Origin of the sequence: Algibacter lectus (genome assembly GCF_900112395.1) — a bacterium.
Lineage (GTDB): Bacteria > Bacteroidota > Bacteroidia > Flavobacteriales > Flavobacteriaceae > Algibacter > Algibacter lectus.
In genome coordinates this window covers 656,043-675,033 of sequence record NZ_FOLN01000001.1, presented here as the reverse complement: position 1 = coordinate 675,033, position 18,991 = coordinate 656,043, and the positions used below count along the sequence as shown (strand labels likewise).

11 protein-coding genes are annotated in these 18,991 nt (G+C 34.1%); 9 read left to right on the top strand and 2 right to left on the bottom strand.

The genetic code is table 11. The annotated features are described in order from the left end of the window. Positions 1–5: 5 nt before the first annotated feature. Positions 6–1,463 carry a sulfatase family protein gene (locus BM246_RS02380; protein ID WP_074935632.1) on the top strand — a complete coding sequence of 486 codons (1,458 nt, stop codon included), beginning with the start codon at positions 6–8 and terminating at the stop codon, positions 1,461–1,463. A 39-nt stretch (positions 1,464–1,502) separates the two neighbouring features. On the opposite strand, the gene BM246_RS02375 is transcribed toward BM246_RS02380, so the two are convergent. Continuing rightward, positions 1,503–2,519, bottom strand: a complete 1,017-nt coding sequence (locus BM246_RS02375) for a LacI family DNA-binding transcriptional regulator (RefSeq protein WP_042504606.1) — start codon at positions 2,517–2,519, stop codon at positions 1,503–1,505. Between the two features lie 490 nt (positions 2,520–3,009). Here BM246_RS02375 and BM246_RS02370 point away from each other — a divergent pair, with 490 nt between their 5' ends. From BM246_RS02370 to BM246_RS02335, 8 genes are all read left to right on the top strand, one after another. After that, entirely contained in the window at positions 3,010–4,251 is a 1,242-nt protein-coding gene (locus tag BM246_RS02370) for a family 16 glycosylhydrolase (protein WP_074935631.1), read from the top strand. A 203-nt stretch (positions 4,252–4,454) separates the two neighbouring features. Next, a complete protein-coding gene (locus BM246_RS02365) occupies positions 4,455–7,073 on the top strand; it encodes a WD40/YVTN/BNR-like repeat-containing protein (protein WP_074935630.1) in 2,619 nt (872 codons plus the stop codon). A 153-nt stretch (positions 7,074–7,226) separates the two neighbouring features. After that, a complete protein-coding gene (locus tag BM246_RS02360; protein WP_074935629.1) occupies positions 7,227–8,789 on the top strand; it encodes an alpha-L-fucosidase in 1,563 nt (520 codons plus the stop codon). Between the two features lie 67 nt (positions 8,790–8,856). Beyond that, complete coding sequence (locus BM246_RS02355) at positions 8,857–10,650, top strand: arylsulfatase (RefSeq protein WP_042504632.1); 1,794 nt, start codon at positions 8,857–8,859, stop codon at positions 10,648–10,650. Further along, positions 10,650–12,491 carry a sulfatase-like hydrolase/transferase gene (locus BM246_RS02350; RefSeq protein WP_074935628.1) on the top strand — a complete coding sequence of 614 codons (1,842 nt, stop codon included), beginning with the start codon at positions 10,650–10,652 and terminating at the stop codon, positions 12,489–12,491. The genes BM246_RS02355 and BM246_RS02350 overlap by 1 nt, the downstream gene beginning before the upstream one ends. Before the next feature lie 17 nt (positions 12,492–12,508). Continuing rightward, positions 12,509–14,302: a metallophosphoesterase family protein gene (locus BM246_RS02345; protein ID WP_074935627.1), complete on the top strand. Its 1,794-nt coding sequence runs from the start codon at positions 12,509–12,511 to the stop codon at positions 14,300–14,302. Positions 14,303–14,314: 12 nt separating this feature from the next. Next, positions 14,315–15,580, top strand: coding sequence for a family 16 glycosylhydrolase (locus tag BM246_RS02340; RefSeq protein WP_074935626.1), 1,266 nt, complete (start codon positions 14,315–14,317; stop codon positions 15,578–15,580). 41 nt (positions 15,581–15,621) lie between these two features. Continuing rightward, a complete protein-coding gene (locus BM246_RS02335) occupies positions 15,622–18,135 on the top strand; it encodes a glycoside hydrolase family 2 TIM barrel-domain containing protein (protein ID WP_231961804.1) in 2,514 nt (837 codons plus the stop codon). 52 nt (positions 18,136–18,187) lie between these two features. Here BM246_RS02335 and BM246_RS02330 read toward each other — a convergent pair whose 3' ends face one another. After that, positions 18,188–18,991: an alpha/beta hydrolase gene (locus tag BM246_RS02330; protein WP_074935625.1), complete on the bottom strand. Its 804-nt coding sequence runs from the start codon at positions 18,989–18,991 to the stop codon at positions 18,188–18,190.

Sequence of the window (18,991 nt, the reverse complement as noted above, 5' to 3'; positions counted from 1 at the left end):
TAAAAATGAATTCTTTAAAGCATCATATTTTATCTGGTTTATTCATGTGGGTATTAAGTATGCAGGCACAACAAAGGCCAAATATTTTATGGATAAATGCTGATGATTTAGGATTAGAATTAGGGTGTTATGGCAATTTGGATTTAAAAACGCCCAACATCGATCGCTTGGCAAAACAAGGGGTTCTTTATAAAAGAGCCTACGCTACAGCACCTATTTGTTCTGCTAGTCGCTCATCTATGATTACAGGAATGTATCCAACAAGTGTGAATAGTCAGGATCATAGAACTATAAATATGACACCATTACCTGATGGCATAGAGCCGATAACAACCTATTTTAGAAGAGCAGGGTATTTCTGCTCGAATGGAAATTCGCATAATATGTCTAGGGGAGGAAAAGGTGATTTTAATTTTTTAGCTGAAAATATTTTTGATGGAACCGATTGGAGACAACGGAAAGAAGGTCAGCCATTTTTTGCTCAAGTTCAAATTCACGAACCCCATCGAGATTTTGTTAAAGATAAAGAACATCCAATTTCAGCAGATAAAGTTACATTACCTGCTTGTTATCCAAATCACCCACTGCTTCGAGCAGATTGGGCTATGTATTTAGAAAGTGTGCAAGCATGTGATAAACAAGTCGGAATTATTTTAGGTCGATTGGAAAAAGATGGATTGGCAGAAAATACAATTGTGTTCTTTTTTGGTGATAATGGTCGTCCACATTTACGCGATAAACAGTTTTTATATGAAGGCGGACTGCAAGTACCATTAATCGTCAGATATCCTGATCATTTTAAGTCAAAAGTAATAGAAAAGGAATTGGTTAGTTTAATTGATGTTTCGGCAACTTCGTTAGATTTGGCAGAAATAAAATTACCCAATTATTTACAAGGGAATATTTTTTTAGGAAAAAAAGCCTCAAAAAGAGAATTCGTTTATGGGTTTAGAGATAGAGCTGGAGATGCCGTTGAAAACATGCGAAGTATTTGTAATGGACGATACAAACTCATTTGGAACCACACTCCTGACCGGCCTTGGATGCAATTAAGCAGCTATAAAAAGGGACAGTATCCTGCATTCACATTATATAATATATTATATAAAAAGGGTGAATTAGAATCGCCATTTAATCAGTTTATGGCTGGGACTAAACCTGAGGTAGAATTGTACGACCTCAAGAAAGATCCTATGGAGTTTTTGAATTTAGCAGATTCTAAAAAGCATCAAAAGATAAAGCAATTACTTTTCAATGAACTGTCTGTTAATATGGTTGCTTTTGAGAAAAACATGATAGTAGAGCGTGCAGAAACTATATTGAAAGCAAAAGAATCTTCACTAAATTATTATAGAAAACTGATAAAAAAATATAACCCAACTTTTGATGAAAATACTTCAAATGAAGACCTTTTAAAAGCTTGGGAAATGAAATTATTAAATTCAACTAATTATGAAAATTAGTTAAGAAGTCTTTTAATTTTTAATAAACTAAAGCCTGCTTTATATAATTTTTACAGACGATTCTCTTATGTTTAATGTTCCATTTAGAATAATGGTTTGTGGTAAGTAAGCGTGTGGGTTTTCTATTTGATCGAGTAACATTTTTGCAGCCTCAACTCCAATATCATGGGTTGGTTGCATCACCGAGGTTAGCGGCGGATTAATAAGTCCGGCTAATTTACTTTCTGTAAAACCAACAAAAGCAATATCTGTTGGTATTTTATATCCATTTTCTTTAAATACCATCATAGCACCAATAGCAGGAGGATCGCAAGACGCAAAAATAGCGTTCGGAATTTGATTGTTCTTAATCATTAATTCTGCTGTCGCTTTACCAGATTCAATAGTAAATCCAGACTTTATAAAGTGATTTGATGTGAGCTCTATTTTATATTTTTTGTGAGCATCAATAAAACCTCTTTTTCGTTCTTTTGATAATGTAAGAGACTCTAAACCTTCTAAATGTACAATGTTCTTGTAACCTTGTGTTATTAAATGCTCAGTTGCAAATAAGGCCCATTTGTAATCGTTGAAGAGTATTTTAGAAGATTTCAATTTGGAATTTACGCGATTAAAAAATACTATCGGAAATCCTTTATCTATTAAAGTTTGGTAATAATCGGTGTTTTTGGATTCACTGGAAAGTGAAATAATTAAACCGTCGACCATATTATCAACTAATGTTTTTACATTTTTTATTTCAGACTCGTAACTTTCATTGGACTGCGTAATTAGAACTTGATAACCTTTCTCGAACAATATTTCTTGAGCTCCAATAATAACTTCTGGAAAAAATCCATTGATAAATTCCGGAACTACAATACCAATATTAAAAGATCTTTTTTGTGTTAACTTTTTCGCCATAGGGTTTGGGTGGTATCCCATTTCGGTGGCGGTTTTTAAAATTAATTCTTTGGTTTCTTTCTTAATATCATACTTATCATTAAAAGCACGTGAAATGGTAGAAACAGCTAAGTTTAATCTTTTAGCAACATCTTTTATAGTAACATAATCCATAGAGAAGCTTTAATTAACTAGATCAATGTGTATTTCTAATTCCGTAATAGGTAGAAATCATTAAATTGATAATAATCATTTTTTAAATATACATATAAATCGATTATTATCATTTTTTCAATTGAATTCTCGAAACTCGATTAATCATTTTTCTAAAGTTTTATTTTGGGCTTTTCTTACTAGAAAGACTTGTAAAAAGCACAGCATGCATCATTAAAAAGGTCGCTACTTCATTTATATATTCCATTTATTTAAGGGAATTAATATTTTACGGAAACGCTTCCGAAAAAAGAAAACGGTTTCGGTAACGTTTCCGGTTGGTTCATTTTATAATTCACCTCTTAAATATATTTAAGTTTGGCTATATTAGAACATGCCGGAGAAGTAACAGATGCCGCTGATGGAACAAGTATGAAAATAGATTACGTTAGATATTACAAAGAAAAATAATTTTAGCAATTTTGCTTTAAGTAAAACAAACATCATAATTATGAATAAATTAATAGTTGTAATTACTTTTATTTTGTTGGGTTCTAATGTATTTGCTCAAGAATCAGAAAATGGCTTCGATTACACAAAATGGGAATTAAAATGGGAGGATGAATTTGATTATGACGATTCTAAATTAGAAGATAATTGGGCATCTCAAAATAACTCAAGCGGCCATATTCTTTGCAGCCGTTGGAGAGAAAATGCAGTAGTTAGAGATGGCGTATTGCATTTAGATATTAAAAAGGAAAAAAGAGGAGGTCAAGATTGGACAGCCGGAAGTATTTGGACGCGTAAGCAGTTTAAATATGGGTATTTTGAATGCCGATATAAATATGCCGGAGGAGAAGCAACTAATAACTCCTTTTGGTTGATGACAAGAGGTGGTGAACCTGCTGAAGGTAAAAAGTTTGAAATTGATATAAATGAAGGTCATTACCCTAACGAAGTAAGTACAAATATTCATAACTGGTCGGATTTCACATTATTACCTAACGGTAAAAAATCGCATCCAAGTTATAATGAAATGTTCTTTTTTGGAACCAAACCCGATTATTCTATTCAATTAGAAATTCCTGTTAAAACAGAAAAAATACGTTTTACTTCTAAAAACAGCTCTAGGTTTAATTTAGGAGAATTTAGAGTTTACGGTGTAAATGAATCTGGAGAATACCCAACCGTATTATCCGAAACAGCAGATAGCGATATTGAGGGGTTAGTAAACTATGCACGAGCTAAAAATGTACGCATTACTTCTAGTGGTTCTTATCAAGATAACGCATCAGAAAATAAGTTAGTAGACGGTAACCCGTTTACCTCATGGAGTACGCAACAAGAAGGTGAAAAATGGGTAGAGTTTACTTGGGAGCAACCCATAACAGTAGGTTGTGTTCAGTTTACAAATGGATGGAGAGATAAAAATAAAACTTGGCATAGTTTAGTTAGTAATTACAAAGTTCAATATTTAAAAGGTGGAGAATGGAGAGATATTTCTGTTTTAGATGCGAGTAAAGAAAATGATTTTTCTGAAGAATATCATACCTATGGTTTGGAATGGGATGAAAATGAGTTAGTGTTCTATTTTGATGGAAAAGAACTAAGAAGAACAAAAAACGAATTTTGTTATAGTGAAGCACCTATCTTTTTAAGTTTAGCTTTAATTAAATGGCACGGCGTATTAAAAGATGATTTGGATGGTAAAAGTATGAAAGTTGATTATGTTAGATATTACCAGAAAAAATAATGCTCAAAACATATAAAATAATACCGGTAAGTAATATAACTGTATGTTTTACTTGGGTTTAAGAAGGGAACATCCCATTTAGTAAATGTTGGGTGAACTAAAAATTATTAATATTTAGACCATATGTTCTGTTGGTAAAAACATATCTGTTTAAAAATTGAAAAACTTAAGGGTAGTTTTATTGAAATAATTTTTCAATAAATATGAAAAGAAATTTCACATTAATAACTGCCCTTTTATTTGGGAGCATAGTAGGTTTTTCTCAACAAAAAAAGACTGAAAGTTCTACTGCTTTTTTCAAGAAAATTAAAACTGAAAAAGTAATTTCAGACCCATCTGTTGTTTGGAAAAACTTCGGACCAGGAATGTCTGGCTATAACGAAGAGTTTTGGTGCCATCCTACAGATCCAAACGTTATGTTTATGGGGCCAGATATGCATGTTAGCTATGGCACTTGGGATAATGGGAAATCTTGGCATACCATAAAAGATTCTGATGGTCTTGGTTTAGATATGGAGCGTGTTCTCGATATTACATTTTCTGAACAAAATCCCGATTTTGGAGTCGCTATAGAGCGTGCCGGTGGTGTGTATACCTCAAATGATAGAGGTAGAACCTGGAATTTAATTTACGATATTCCTAGAACTAGCGGAAAGCATGTAAGTAATGCGCATACTCAAGTAGCTATTAATCCTGAAAATGATAAAGAATGGTTAATAGGGGCAGGCGATTTTTGGAATGTAAAAGATAATCACAGAAGTTTAGCTCAACCACATGGAAATATTCATAAAAGAGCAAGCTATGGCTATATTTTAAAAACCAAAAACAGAGGGAAATCATGGTCTAAAATTGCAGTAGATATTTCTGAAAATTTAGATGTGGCTAGAATTATTTATCATCCTAAAAAGCCTTCAACTATTTTTATAGCAACTAATTATGGTTTTTTTGTAAGTAAAAATGCAGGTGATGATTGGAAAGCAGCAAACAAGGGACTACCAAATAACTTACCTCGCGATTTAACATCTTATTACAACCCTAAAACAGGCGATTTCGAATTGTTTTTAATAGAACAAACTGTTTATAAAAAATCAGGAAATACAACAACATCTAAAGGAGGTGTTTATAAAAGTATAGATGAAGGAAAATCTTGGACAAACATTACCGGAAACCTAGCTATTGATTTAAATGAGATTAGTTTTTCTCCAGAAATAGATAGGTATTACAACACTATTGGTAATTGGTTTGGACAAACTAAACAACAAATTAAAGCAGAGCTAAAAGAATTACCTACAGAAGCGTTACCGGTTTTTAATAGGTTGGTGGTAAATCCGTTAAATAAAGATGAAATTTATGTTGCTTTTAATAAAAAACACGATAAAAGTTTTGGAGCAGGAGATCTTTGGAAAACAGACAACGGTGGTAAAACATGGATTGTTTGTGCTCGAAACGGTATGTACTGGAAAACTAAAAAAGATAAAGCCTATTGGGCAAGTAGAAATAACCCAATAGGAGATAATATTGAATTTGCACACCTGCAAGTCAATATGGATAACGGATCAGAACGTTCCGGAAATCGTATGTTGGCTATTAATGTAAAAGGAGAAGTATTTATTGGTATAGATCAACAAACTTTAAAATCTAAAGATCATGGTAAAACTTGGCAACAAGTAGACGATTTTGAAACCTCGCCAGGAAGCAACAAATGGATTGGTAGAGGCGATAGTGATTTACCTGGAAGATACATGTTACACGAAACAGGAATTAAAGGAAGACGCTTATTAGCTAGTGGAGAGCATGGTTTGTGGCAAACAACCGATTTAGACGGTTGGCCAGATAAACAAGCTGTGGCTGTAGAACAAATAGATGGGCAAGTGCACGACCATAGTGGAATGCATGGGCAACATTCAACTTCAACTATGGCAGTTCATCCTAACGATCCAAATACAATTTATTCATTGGCTTGGAGACAAGAGCATAGAGGAAAATTACGTAGAACGCAAGATGGAGGAAAAACTTGGGAAAATATAGCGACTATCTTAGAAGCAGACAATCCGTCTTATAGAGGTTTGGTTACTCAGTATTCTTTAACAATTGATCCTAAAGAACCCAAAAACATGTATTTCTGTACAGTGTTTAAACCTATTGCAGAGGTAGGAAACGGAATGGCAAAACTAACCAAAGGAGGATTAGGTTTTTATCGTTCCTTTGATGGAGGGTATACATGGGAATTAAGCAATAAAGGTTTTCATAAAGGAGCAAGTGTAAGAAGAATTAAGCTAGATCCTGAAAACCCAAATATTATTTATGCTGCTTTAAATGATAGTAATGGAGGCTTGTATAAATCTATTAATAAAGGAACGTCTTGGGAAAAAATGCGTATTCCATCAGAAATTAAAGCTGTAAACAATGTGTTTATAGATAGAAATAGTCAGAACTTATACATAGCAACGGGCAGACGTACCGGAACCTATGAAGAAGGAGGCGTTTGGAGAAGTAAAAACAACGGCAAATCTTGGGCACAAATTTTTAAAGCGCCTTTTGTATGGCAAGTAGAAACTTCTCCATTAGATGAAAAATTAATTGTAATTAGTGTGGCTGGACAAGCCGGACATATGTCTAAAGAGTTTATGAATCCTGGGATTTATCTGTCTCAAGATGGAGCAAAAAGCTGGACAAAAATTAACAATGGCCTTGGGCAACCTAATAAAATGGTAGATGTAAAACCAGATCCGTATAATAAAAATGTACTGTGGAGTGCGGCATGGGGATCAGGTTGGTTTATTACTTACTTAAACGGATCGACAGAAGGTTGGTCCAAATAAAAAATCTTTCAAACTCATATATACAGCAAGGTTTTTTTAGTGTTTTAGATAAAAAAACGCTAAAAAAACCATTTGTTATTGTCTTTTACACAAGCGAATAATGAAAGAATATGGTTTCTGCGACCTTTGTATATGTATTTATAAATTAATCAAATGAGACTTATTAAGCGCCCTTCGTTATTCTTATTCATTCTAGTATTTTGTGTTTCAAATTACATAAATAGCCAGAATAGAGAATCTTTTAAAGAAAATTGGAAATCAATAGAAACAGTAAATCAAGCACCAGATTGGTTCAAAGATGCCAAATTTGGAATCTATGCACATTGGGGACCTGTATCATCTGCTTTTGAAGGTGCCGATCCAGATAAATGGTATGCAGGTTGGCATGGGATGAAAATGTATGTAGATGGCAAGATTGTGCCTCAGCCTAATGGAAAACCTTCTAATAATTTCGTACATCATTCAAAGAAATATGGACATCCAAAAGATTTTGGTTACAAACACATTATAGAACAATTTGAAACTACTGGTTTTGATGCTAAAAAATGGGCAGATTTGTTTGCGAAATCAGGCGCTAAATTTGCTGGTCCAGTAGCCATGCATCACGATAATTTTGCAATGTGGGATAGTAAAGCAACACGTTGGAATTCTATGAATTACGGAGGTATAGATCCTTCGGCGGCGCTAAAAAAAGAAATTGAAGCCAAAGGTCTAAAATTTATGGGATCTTTCCATCACGCATTTACATGGAAATACTTTGCGCCGGCTCATGCACACGGCGGTATTGATCCAAAAGATTATGATTTATATACAAATCCACATGCATTAGATTCTGATACTCCAGATGCTCAATTTTATGAAGATTGGTGGGCGAAGTTAAAGGAGTTTATTGATGTTTATCAGCCCGATTTAATTTGGTTTGATTGGTGGTTAGAAAACATGACGGAGGAATCTCGTCTTAAATTCTTAGCTTATTACTACAACAAAGGTTTAGAATGGAATAAAGATGTTGCTGTTTGTTATAAAGAAACCACATTTACAGAAACTACAGCTATAAAAGATTACGAACGCGGGCGTCCAAATCAGCCAAAAGAAAACCCATGGTTAACAGATACATCACCCGGAGCATGGTTTTATCGCCCTGGAGCTCAGTTTAAATCTCCAAACGAATTGGTAGATATATTGGTAGATATTGTTTCTAAAAACGGTTTAATGCTGTTAAATGTACCACCAAATCCTGATGGATCTATTCCTCAGGTTATGGAAGATTTACTTATAGATATGGGAGCTTGGTTAAATGTAAATGGAGATGCTATCTATGGCACACGCCCTTGGATTGTTTTTGGTGAAGGCCCAACACGTTTACCAGAAGGAGGACATAAAGTAGAAGACAAGGTTAAAATAGCTTACAAGAATACCGACATTCGATTTACTAAAAAATCTGATAAAGAATTCTTTGCTATCGTAATGGATAAGCCAGAAAACGAGATTGTAATAAAAACATTAAGCACTGAAATTGGGGCATTAAATTCTCGAATTTTAAAAATTGAATTACTAGGTAGTAACGAAACTATTGAATGGGAAAGAACTAAAAAAGGACTTGTTATTCAAACTCCCAAAGCATTCCCAACAGATTATGCTCATGCTTTTAGAATTGTTTTAGAAGGTTACACCGAAAATAATATTGGTGGTGATGTTGGTGCTCACGAAGATTAAAGCATTATAATTTTTAAATAAATCATTAATGGTGTTTGCTGAAATTTTTTTTAAGAAGAAATATAACATGAATGGGAAGGTTATATTTTTATTCATTTTCTGCTTACAGCTGAATGCAATCTGTTTTGCTCAAGAAAAAGAGCAAGAACGCCCTAATGTTATTTTAATATTAGCAGACGATTTAGGGATTGGAGATTTAGGTTGCCAAGGAAATCCATGGTTAAAAACTCCCGAAATCGATTCTTTTTACGAAAAATCGGTAAGAATGACTAATTTCCATGTAAGTCCACTTTGTACACCAACAAGAGCTGCGATTATGACGGGGCGTTACCCTATAAATAACGGTGCTTGGGCAACTTTTAAAGGAAGAGATGCTTTGTCGGCTAATGCCTTAACAATGGCAGATGTATTTAAGCATAATGGATATCAAACGGCTTTGTTTGGTAAATGGCATTTAGGTGATAATTATCCAACAAGGCCTACAGATAGCGGATTTGATACAGCAATAAATCATTTAGCTGGTGGTGTTGGAGAATTATCGGATTATTGGGGAAATAGCTATTTTGATGATGTATATCATATCAACAATAAGCCAAAACAATTCGAAGGCTATTGCACAGATATTTGGTTTAATGAGAGCATAAAATATATAGAAGAGCATAAGGCAAATCCGTTTTTTGTGTATCTGCCTTTAAACGCTCCGCATGATCCCTTAAGAGTAGATGAAAAATACGCTAAACCATATCAGTATTTAGAAGGTAAAGAAATTATTAGCGCGAATCTTTATGGTATGATTGCTAATATAGATGAGAATTTCGGGAAATTATATCGGTTTTTAAATCAGCAAGATTTGATAGAGAATACCATTCTTATTTTTATGAGCGATAATGGTACCCGATTCGGATACAGCAAAGATGGAAGATATGGATATAATAAAGGTTTTAGAGGGACAAAAGGTGATAAGGAAGAAGGTGGACATCGCGTTCCGTTTTTTATTCATTGGCCAAAAGGACATATAGATGGCGGGAAAGAAATCAATAGTGTCGCCGCTCATGTTGATTTAATTCCAACTTTGGCGTCTTTGTGTAATATATCAACTCCTAACGCTATGCCTCTAGATGGTATAGATTTTTCTTCTTCAATATTAAATAAAAATTTAGATGAAACGGGACGCACTGTTTTTTTACATAACCGACAAGATTGGAGACCGCCAGAAGCAATCAAAAATTCGAGTATCATTAAAAACGAGTGGCGATTAATTAATGGAAATAAATTATACAACATTGATAAAGATCCCAAACAAAATAAGAATTTAGCAACAGCATATCCAGAAATAGTAAAAGAACTCACGGCAGAAAATTTAAGTTTTATAAATGAAACTAAGTTGAACTTCGAATATAACGAATTACCGGTTAGTATTATTGGTAACGTGGCACAGCAAGAAATTAAATTAACTATTCAGCATGCCATTGGAGAAGATAGTGGTATCTGGAAACCAGAGCAGGTTGCTAATGGTGTTAAAAACAAAAATAATACGCACGCTATTGAGGTAGAAAAAGAAGGCGATTATTTAGTATCATGCAGACGTTGGCCTAAAGAATGTCCAGGACCTATTTGGGGTATACCTTCAGAAAATCCTAAAAACTTATATGAATACAAAACAATTCACCCCAAAAAAGTTCAAATAAAAATTGCCAATCAAATATTAGAACAAGAAATAAGTGAACAGCAAGAAGCCGTTACATTTAGAGTGCATTTGAAAAAAGGAAAAACATTATTGGTTAATAACTTTATAAACGAAAACGAATCTTACGGTGTTTATTATACATACATCACCGCTCTAAAAGCAAAGTCTATATAATGAAATTTAAAGAGATAAGTAAATTACTGTGTGTTGTGTTTTTGGTGACGTTTAAATATGTAAATGCACAGCAAACAGAACAACCTAAACCAAATATTTTATGGGTATTAACAGACGATCAGCGTTATGATGCTATTCGCGCTTTTAATAAAATTCTAGATGGTCGAGAAATGAGTGCATTGGGTTATGTAGAATCACCAAACGTAGACAAATTAACTCAAATGGGGACTACTTTTATAAATACCTATTGTCAGGCAACAGGTTGTGCACCTTCGCGAGCTTCAATGATGACGGGACGTTATCCTTTCAGGTCTGGAGTGTATGAGTTTGAATATCATAATAATCAAGCAGAACATTCTAAACCTAGCTTGCCAGAACAAATGGCCGATTTAGGGTATGAGACTTTGCATATTGGTAAACTCGGTTTTCGTTTAAAAACAACGAAAAATGGAAAATTAAAATCTGCGGAAGTGTTCCAAAAGAATATTGATTTTAAGCAATTAAGGCGAGATGGTTTAACCGATTGGGGAAAAGATTGGTTTTACGAATTGGATGGAAAGAAATTTGATAAACCAATTAAGAATTTAGAGTTTTTTGTAACTCCTGAAGGTAAATTTGAATACGTTATACCTAAAGATTTAGAAAGCAAGTTTACCAAGTATAAAGGTACAGCTACTACATCTGTTGCAAAGTATGATTTATTTAGAAAATATAGTAAAAAAGACCCAAAGTCCGATTATGAAGGAATGATTTTTTCTGGTGTTAGTAGCCGAAAAGCGGGAAAAACAAGAGATGGTTACTATGCTTCAATATTTGAAGATTATTTAAAAAATGAAAATCAAGAATTCACTGTAGGTTCTAGAAACTTTAAAGGTGTAAATACAGAGAAGCCGTTGTTTTGCCATATCGGATTCGATTTTCCTCATACGCCCGTATTGCCTCCCGCAAGTTATAGAAACCGTTTTCAAAAATATACTTATAAGGTTCCTGCTTTTAATAAGAAGGAATTAGAAAACATGCCTAAGCAATTAAAAAAACAAATTAATAATGCGTATTCAGATGACTTTACAGATGAAGAAAAGCAAAAAATGATTCAAGATTATTATGCTTTTTGTGCTTATGGCGATGCTTTAATAGGTGAAGCTACAGATGCTTTTATCAAATATAGCGAAGCAAAAAAACAACCTTGGGTCATTGTTTACGTTTGTGGAGATCATGGTTGGAAGTTGAACGATCACGGATCTGTTTCTAAGTTTTCATCATGGGAAATTGATAGTCATAATCCAATAGTAGTGGTATCGTCAGATAAAAAAGCATTTCCAGCAGGAAAGGTGGTAAGAGATTTTACTGAGTTTGTTGATATTGCTCCAACCATTTTAGCAGCATCGGGTGCTAAATTAGAAGATGAAAAATTTAATTATTTAGATGGTTTGGATATGGCTAAAATAGCATCAGAATCTATTCCGTCAAGAGATTATATTGTAGGCGAAAGTCATGCTGTTACAGGTCCTAGAGCTTTTATTCGAACTAAAGAATATGTGTTTTCTATGCAAACGCGTCCTGATAAAAAACGTGGCGAAAATATGGATTGGGCATTACATGCGAGTTATAAAGACTTAGATCCTGCATTGTATGATATGAAAAACGATCCGAATGAAATCAACAATTTAGCCTTTGATAAAAAGTATGCAAGCATTGCAGAAAAAATGAAAGAGAAGTTGAAAAACGTTGTTTTAGGAGACAATAGAGTTGAAGTGAAATGGGGGAAACGTGGTGATGGAACGGAGGTGTTTCGCAGCAATTTTGCTCCTGGAGCTCATGATTACAAACTAAAATTATAACATAAAACGAATAAAGAATGAAAAAGAATATTCTGTTTTATATCTGCTTTTTTCTCGCGTTAAGTTTGGTTCATGCACAAAAATCAACCGAAATATCTAACGTTAAAAAAAACAATGCAATCTGTTTTGCTTTGTACACGGTACATGAGCAAACTTTAAAGCTAACAGCACAATTTTACCCTGTTAAAGATTACAACCCGTTTACGGCTTTATTACAAATTAAGAATAATAATAAATGGGAAGATGTTCAGGAAGCGAGAATTCAATATCCTGGTTATACAGCTCATTTCAGAATAGATAATTGGGATGATACTCAAGAAAAAGAATACCGAGTAGCTTATAAAAATCAATTTTTTTATGATGGTATAATACGCAAAAATCCAAAAGATAAAGAAGAACTTATTATGGCGGCGTTTTCTTGTTGGTCCATTTATAAGAGACATGGCGGACAAGGACCTGCAGATGATATTCTTAATAATTTAAATACCCTAAAGCCAGATGTGCTCTTTTTTGCAGGAGACCAATCTTACGATCATAGTGACCATTACGGATATTGGTTAAAATTTGGAGAAGTTTTTGGAGATATTATTAGAAATACACCAACCATTGTTATACCAGACGATCATGATATAGGGCAAGGTAATTTATGGGGAGATGGCGGCAGAAAGTCACCAAATAGAGACGGGAATCTTGGAGGTTACTATATGCCTGTGGAATATATTAAAGAGGTGGAGCGTGCACAAACAAGTCATTTACCCGATCCTTTTGATCCTACACCAGTAGAACAAGGCATTGGAGTGTATTATACAGATTATAATTGGGGCGGTATAAGTTTTGCGATTTTAGAAGATAGAAAGTTTAAATCTGGTCCTAAACGTGTTTTAGAGAAAGGACGTTTTGAAGACACTCGCGAAATGGATGTACAAGGAGCAACTTTGTTAGGAGACCGACAATTAGATTTTCTAGAAGCTTGGACTACCGATTGGAAAGATGCCGAAATGAAAGCCGTTTTATCTCAAACCATTTTTGCTAACGTAACTACACATTCGCCAACATTGCAAAAAAAGCAACGGTATAGTGTAGATTCTAATGGTTGGCCTCAAGCAGGTAGAAACAAAGCATTGTCTGTTATTAGAAAAAGTTTTTCATGTATGATTGCTGGCGATCAACATTTGGGTTCGGTATTGCATCATGGAATTGAAGATTGGAATAATGCAGGATATTCTTTTGCAGTGCCTGCAGCTTCAAACTTTTGGATGCGTTGGTTTAAACCCGATGCTCCAGGTAAAAATCATGTAAAAGGAAGGCCTAATTATACCGGCGAGTATTTGGATGCTTTTCACAATAAAATAACGGTACACGCAATAGCTAATCCAACACATGACGATAATACAGCAAAAGAAAACCTATTAAATGGCAGGGCTTCAGGATATGGTATTATTCGTTTTAATAAAGCGTCTCGCCAAACTACTTATGAGTGTTGGGCAAGAAATGTAGATATGTTTGCACCTAATGCAAAGCCTTATGATGGATGGCCGGTAACCTTCAATCAACAAGATAATTTTTTAATTAAAAATGGTTTCGAATTACCTGAGTTACAATTGAACAAACCGAATCAAGTTGTTACCATTAGAAATCAATACACCAAAGCCGTAGTGTCTTCTTTAAGAATAAAAGGAAATACTTATAAACCAAAGGTTTTACAATCAAACATGTATGCTATTGAAGTAGGTGAAGGAGCTAATGTAAAACACCTTTTTGATATTGAAGCCATCAAGAAAAACAATAAAACAATCAAAATAGATTTATAAAATAACACTGCTATGAAAAAATATATAGGCTTACTCTTAATATTTGCGAGTATATGCCACGTAAATGCACAATCCGGACCACCAGAACCACCAATAGGGAAGCGTTGGGTAATTAACCCTAGTTTTTCAGATGAATTTAATGGTGAGACTTTAGATTCAGATAAATGGTACGATTATCATCCTTCATGGAAAGGTAGAGAACCAGGTATATTTTTGCCTTCACAGGTATCCGTGAAAAATGGTTTTTTGCAAATTAAAGGAGAGAAGTTAGAAAAAGATACCATTGTAAAAGCCTATGGTAGAGAGCTAAAATTTAATATTGCTGGAGGTGCAGTCGTTTCAAAAAAAACGGCATTTCTTGGGTACTATGAGTGTCGTGCAAAAGCGGCCGCAACTACCATGTCCACTACATTTTGGTTTTCGACCACAGGTGCTGAAGATGGCCCGAATGGATGCGATAAATATGGTCAAGAATGGGATATACAAGAATGTATTGGTAGAAGCGGTGATTTTGCAGGTAGTTTCTTTTCTAATGGCATGAATTCTAATGGTCACTTTTGGTACACAGACTGCGATAAGAAAAGGCACGATTTAAGAGCGCCGGCTGTAAAGTTTGTTAATAAAGAGTTAGCTTCAAAAGATTTTCATGTGTATGGTGGTTGGTGGCGAGATGAAAAAACAGCAACACTTTATTACGATGATAGAGCTCCTAAGCACATGAAGTTTTATGATGAGATAGTTGACAAGCCTTTTAACAGACCTATGTATATGCGATTGGTATCTGAAACGTACCCGTTTCCTTGGATAGAATTACCAACAGATGAAGAATTAGCAGACCCTAGTAAAAATACAGTGTATTATGATTGGGTAAGAGGGTATGATTTGGTTGATGTTGATGCTAAAGATATCGATCAGTCTTATGAGAAGGGTTTAAATTTATATAATGAAAGCATCATTTTTTCGGAAGTAGAAACCTTAATGGAAGTGACTGACGGGTTGAAAATTCCTTTAAGTTTTAAGGCAAATGAACACAGGAAAATTTATATAAAAATTTCTGAAACTACAGATAAACTAAAAGAAAAGTGGAATAAAAAAGTTTTTGAAAAAACAATTGATGTGTATCCAGGTTATGGACATATGGAGGTTGTATGCAATGTAGATAAAAAAATGTCTAAATCTGCAACTTATGTTGTAGAAGCATTAATTAGAGATATTAACGACGAAAATAAATCTAAAGGAGCCTTAGATACAAGTACTTTATTTTTTACAATCCGTTAATGTTTTTAGTAGTGAATAATTATAAAATGGGAAGAAAAGCAATGAGAAGACTAGGATTATTATTGATGTTATTAGTGTGGTGCAATAGTTTTTATGCACAAGAACGAACTCAAGATTTTAATTTTAATTGGAAATTCACATTAGTTGAAGATACTAAAACTCCAACAAATTTACCTTTAGATGATACTAAATGGAGAGATGTGCGCTTGCCACACGATTGGAGTGTAGAAGCGTCGTTTAGTGAAGATTTAGATGGTGCTACGGGATATTTACCAGGTGGTGTTGGCATATATCAAAAACATTTTGATGCGCCTGCTGATGCTGAATCCAAAAATGTATTTGTCTTGTTTGATGGTGTATATAATAATGCAACCTTTTGGCTAAATGGTAAATTATTAGGCGAAAATCCATATGGTTATTCACCAACTTATTTCGATTTAACTGAAGTTTTAAAGACAGACGGCACTAAAAATATATTAACCGTACATGTAGATCATTCTCGTTATGTGGACAGCCGTTGGTATACAGGAAGTGGTATTTACAGACATGTAAAGTTAATAACGGTAGATAAATTACATATTCCTATTTGGGGAACTTTTGTAACTACACCCGAAGTTAGTACAGAAGTTGCAACGGTTCAAATACAGACCAAAATTAAAAATGGTTATAGTAAAAATCAGAATATCACGTTAATCACAAAAATTATTGATAACCAAGGTAAAACGGTTACCCTTCAAGAGAAAGAAACAAAAATAGGCTCAGGTAAAAAATTAGAGGTTTTACAAAGTTTGCAAGTCGCAAATCCTAAGTTATGGGATACAGAGCATCCTAATTTATATAAAGTAATTACCAACGTATCTGTAAAAGGAAAAGTGATAGATACCTACACAACGCCTTTTGGAATAAGGAGTTTATTATTCGATAAAGACAAAGGTTTCTTCCTAAACGGTAAACCAACTTATGTAAAGGGTGTTTGTTTGCATCACGATGCAGGTTTGGTTGGTGCTGCTGTTCCTAAAGGTGTTTGGGAAAGAAGATTACAAATCTTGAAAGAAGGTGGTGTAAATGCTATCCGTACCTCTCACAATCCTTTTTCAGAAGAATTCTTAGATCTTTGTGATGAGATGGGATTCTTAGTTCAAAATGAAATTTTTGATGAAATGGATAACCCAAAAGATAAGCAGCACAACATGAATGAAAAAAGTGTGCAGTACATTACTAGAGGTTATACTGAACATTTTCAAAAATGGGGAGAAAGCGATTTAAAGAGAACCATGTTAAGAGATAGAAACCATCCTTCTGTATTTCAATGGAGTATTGGTAATGAGATTGAATGGACTTATGAGGGCTATAAGCATGTAAGTGGTTTATGGGATCCCGAAGTAAAAGGTGGGTATTGGAATAAAATTCCGCATTTAACTAAAGAAGAAATGAAAGCGCGTTACAATGCGTTGCCAGACAGAAAATTTAAATTAGCCGAAACCGCAAAGCGATTATCTAAGTGGGTTAAAGAAATGGACCAAACACGTCCTGTAACCGCTAATTTAATTATACCCGTAGCAAGTTTAGCTTCTGGTTATGCCGATGCTTTAGATGTGGTTGGGTTTAGTTATCAAACCAATCAGTACCATTGGAGTAAGAAAAACTATCCGAATAAATTATTTACCGGTACAGAGAACTCAGGCGGTTGGCAAGATTGGAATTCTATTATAGAAAACCCGATGGTGTTTAGTATGTTTATGTGGACAGGTATCGATTACATGGGCGAGGCTACAAATAAATGGCCTCAAAAAGGATGGGATGGCGATTTATTAGACTTTGCAGGTTTTAAGAAGCAAGGTTGGTATTATTTTAAAAGTATTTGGGTGAATAAACCACATGTGTCTATTGGCACAACACCTTTAGAAGGTTCTGGTTTTGAAAGCGATTCTTTAAGTGGAAAAGCAGTAGTATCTTCTAAAAAAGTATTGAATTGGAATAATAGTAAAGCCAACATGCATTGGAATTATAAACCAGGAGAGTTAGTGGTGGTTGAAGTTCCAACAAATAACCATGTAGTAGAATTGTTTTTAAATAATCGTTCCTTGGGAAGTAGAAGTTTAAGTGATAATCCTGATAGAATTTTACGCTGGGTAGTTCCTTTTGAAGCTGGCACATTAACAGCGCGTGCAGGTTTTGAAGGACAAGAGGTTGAGTCTGTATTAAAAACGACATCTGCTGCTGTGGCCATTAAATTATCTGTAGATAAGACCACTTTAAATTCCGATGGGTATGATGTAGCTCACATCATTGCTCAATTAGTGGATAAAGATGGTTTAGAAGTAAAAACTGAAAATGCAGAATTAACTTTCAATGTAGATGGTAATGTTAAAGTTTTGGGTGTTGATAATGGCTCAAAGGATAATATTCAAGATTTTCAATCGAATAAAATCATAACTTTCAAAGGAAAAGCTTTATTGTTAGTACAGTCTTTAAAAGATAAAACAGGAAAGATGAATATAAAAGCTAAAGCACCAAATCTTAAAAGTAATTTGGTGGTAATTCAAGTTGAATAATTAATATAATTTATGCTCCTGAAGGTTTTCAAGCTTTCAGGAGCATTAAAAATTAAGTATTAATATTATTGAAAAATAACAAGGACTTTTTAATATGCTCTTGCCAATAAGGCCATTCATGAGCTCCTTCAAATTCCTCATAGACATGAGGGATTTTTTGTGCTATTAATTGGTTGTGAAGTTTTCTGTTATGTTCAATTAAGAGGTCATCTTTACCACAATCAAATCGGGTAGGCGGCAAGTTGTTTTTATTACTTAGTATCATATCCAAAACAGAAGTTTCTGTTTGCTCTTTCTCGGTGTAAAGGGCTTCATCTTCTTCCACAAATAAATGCATTTGTGTAATATCGGTTATGGAAGAATGTCCGGAAATAGCACTATAAGTTTCTGGATGTTTTGCTCCTAAACGTAAAGCGCCATAGCCACCCATAGATAACCCTGAGATGAACAAATCAGATTTAGTACTCGTACAATCAATATTTTCAATAATAGCGTTATTTACATCTTCAACGATCCAGTTTTCAAAGTTTTTACTATTGTGTGGTAAATATGCAGAACCATCGCCCCATAAGCCATCCGAAGGCATAGCAATAACCATAGGCTTTAAGATACCAAGTTCCATCATTTTTAATGCCGTAAAATGAACACCAGCTTTGTGCGTCCAAATCCAAGCACTTCCATAAACACCATGCAATAATGTTACAATAGGAATATCTTTAAGATTCTTCATTGGTGGTACAAATACACAAATATCGCCACGACCTCTTAAATTAGGCGTTTTTACCGTTATAAATCGAAGATTATTACTTTCAAATTCTGGGTTGGATAGTTCTGTAGTTCTAAATTTTGATTCCAT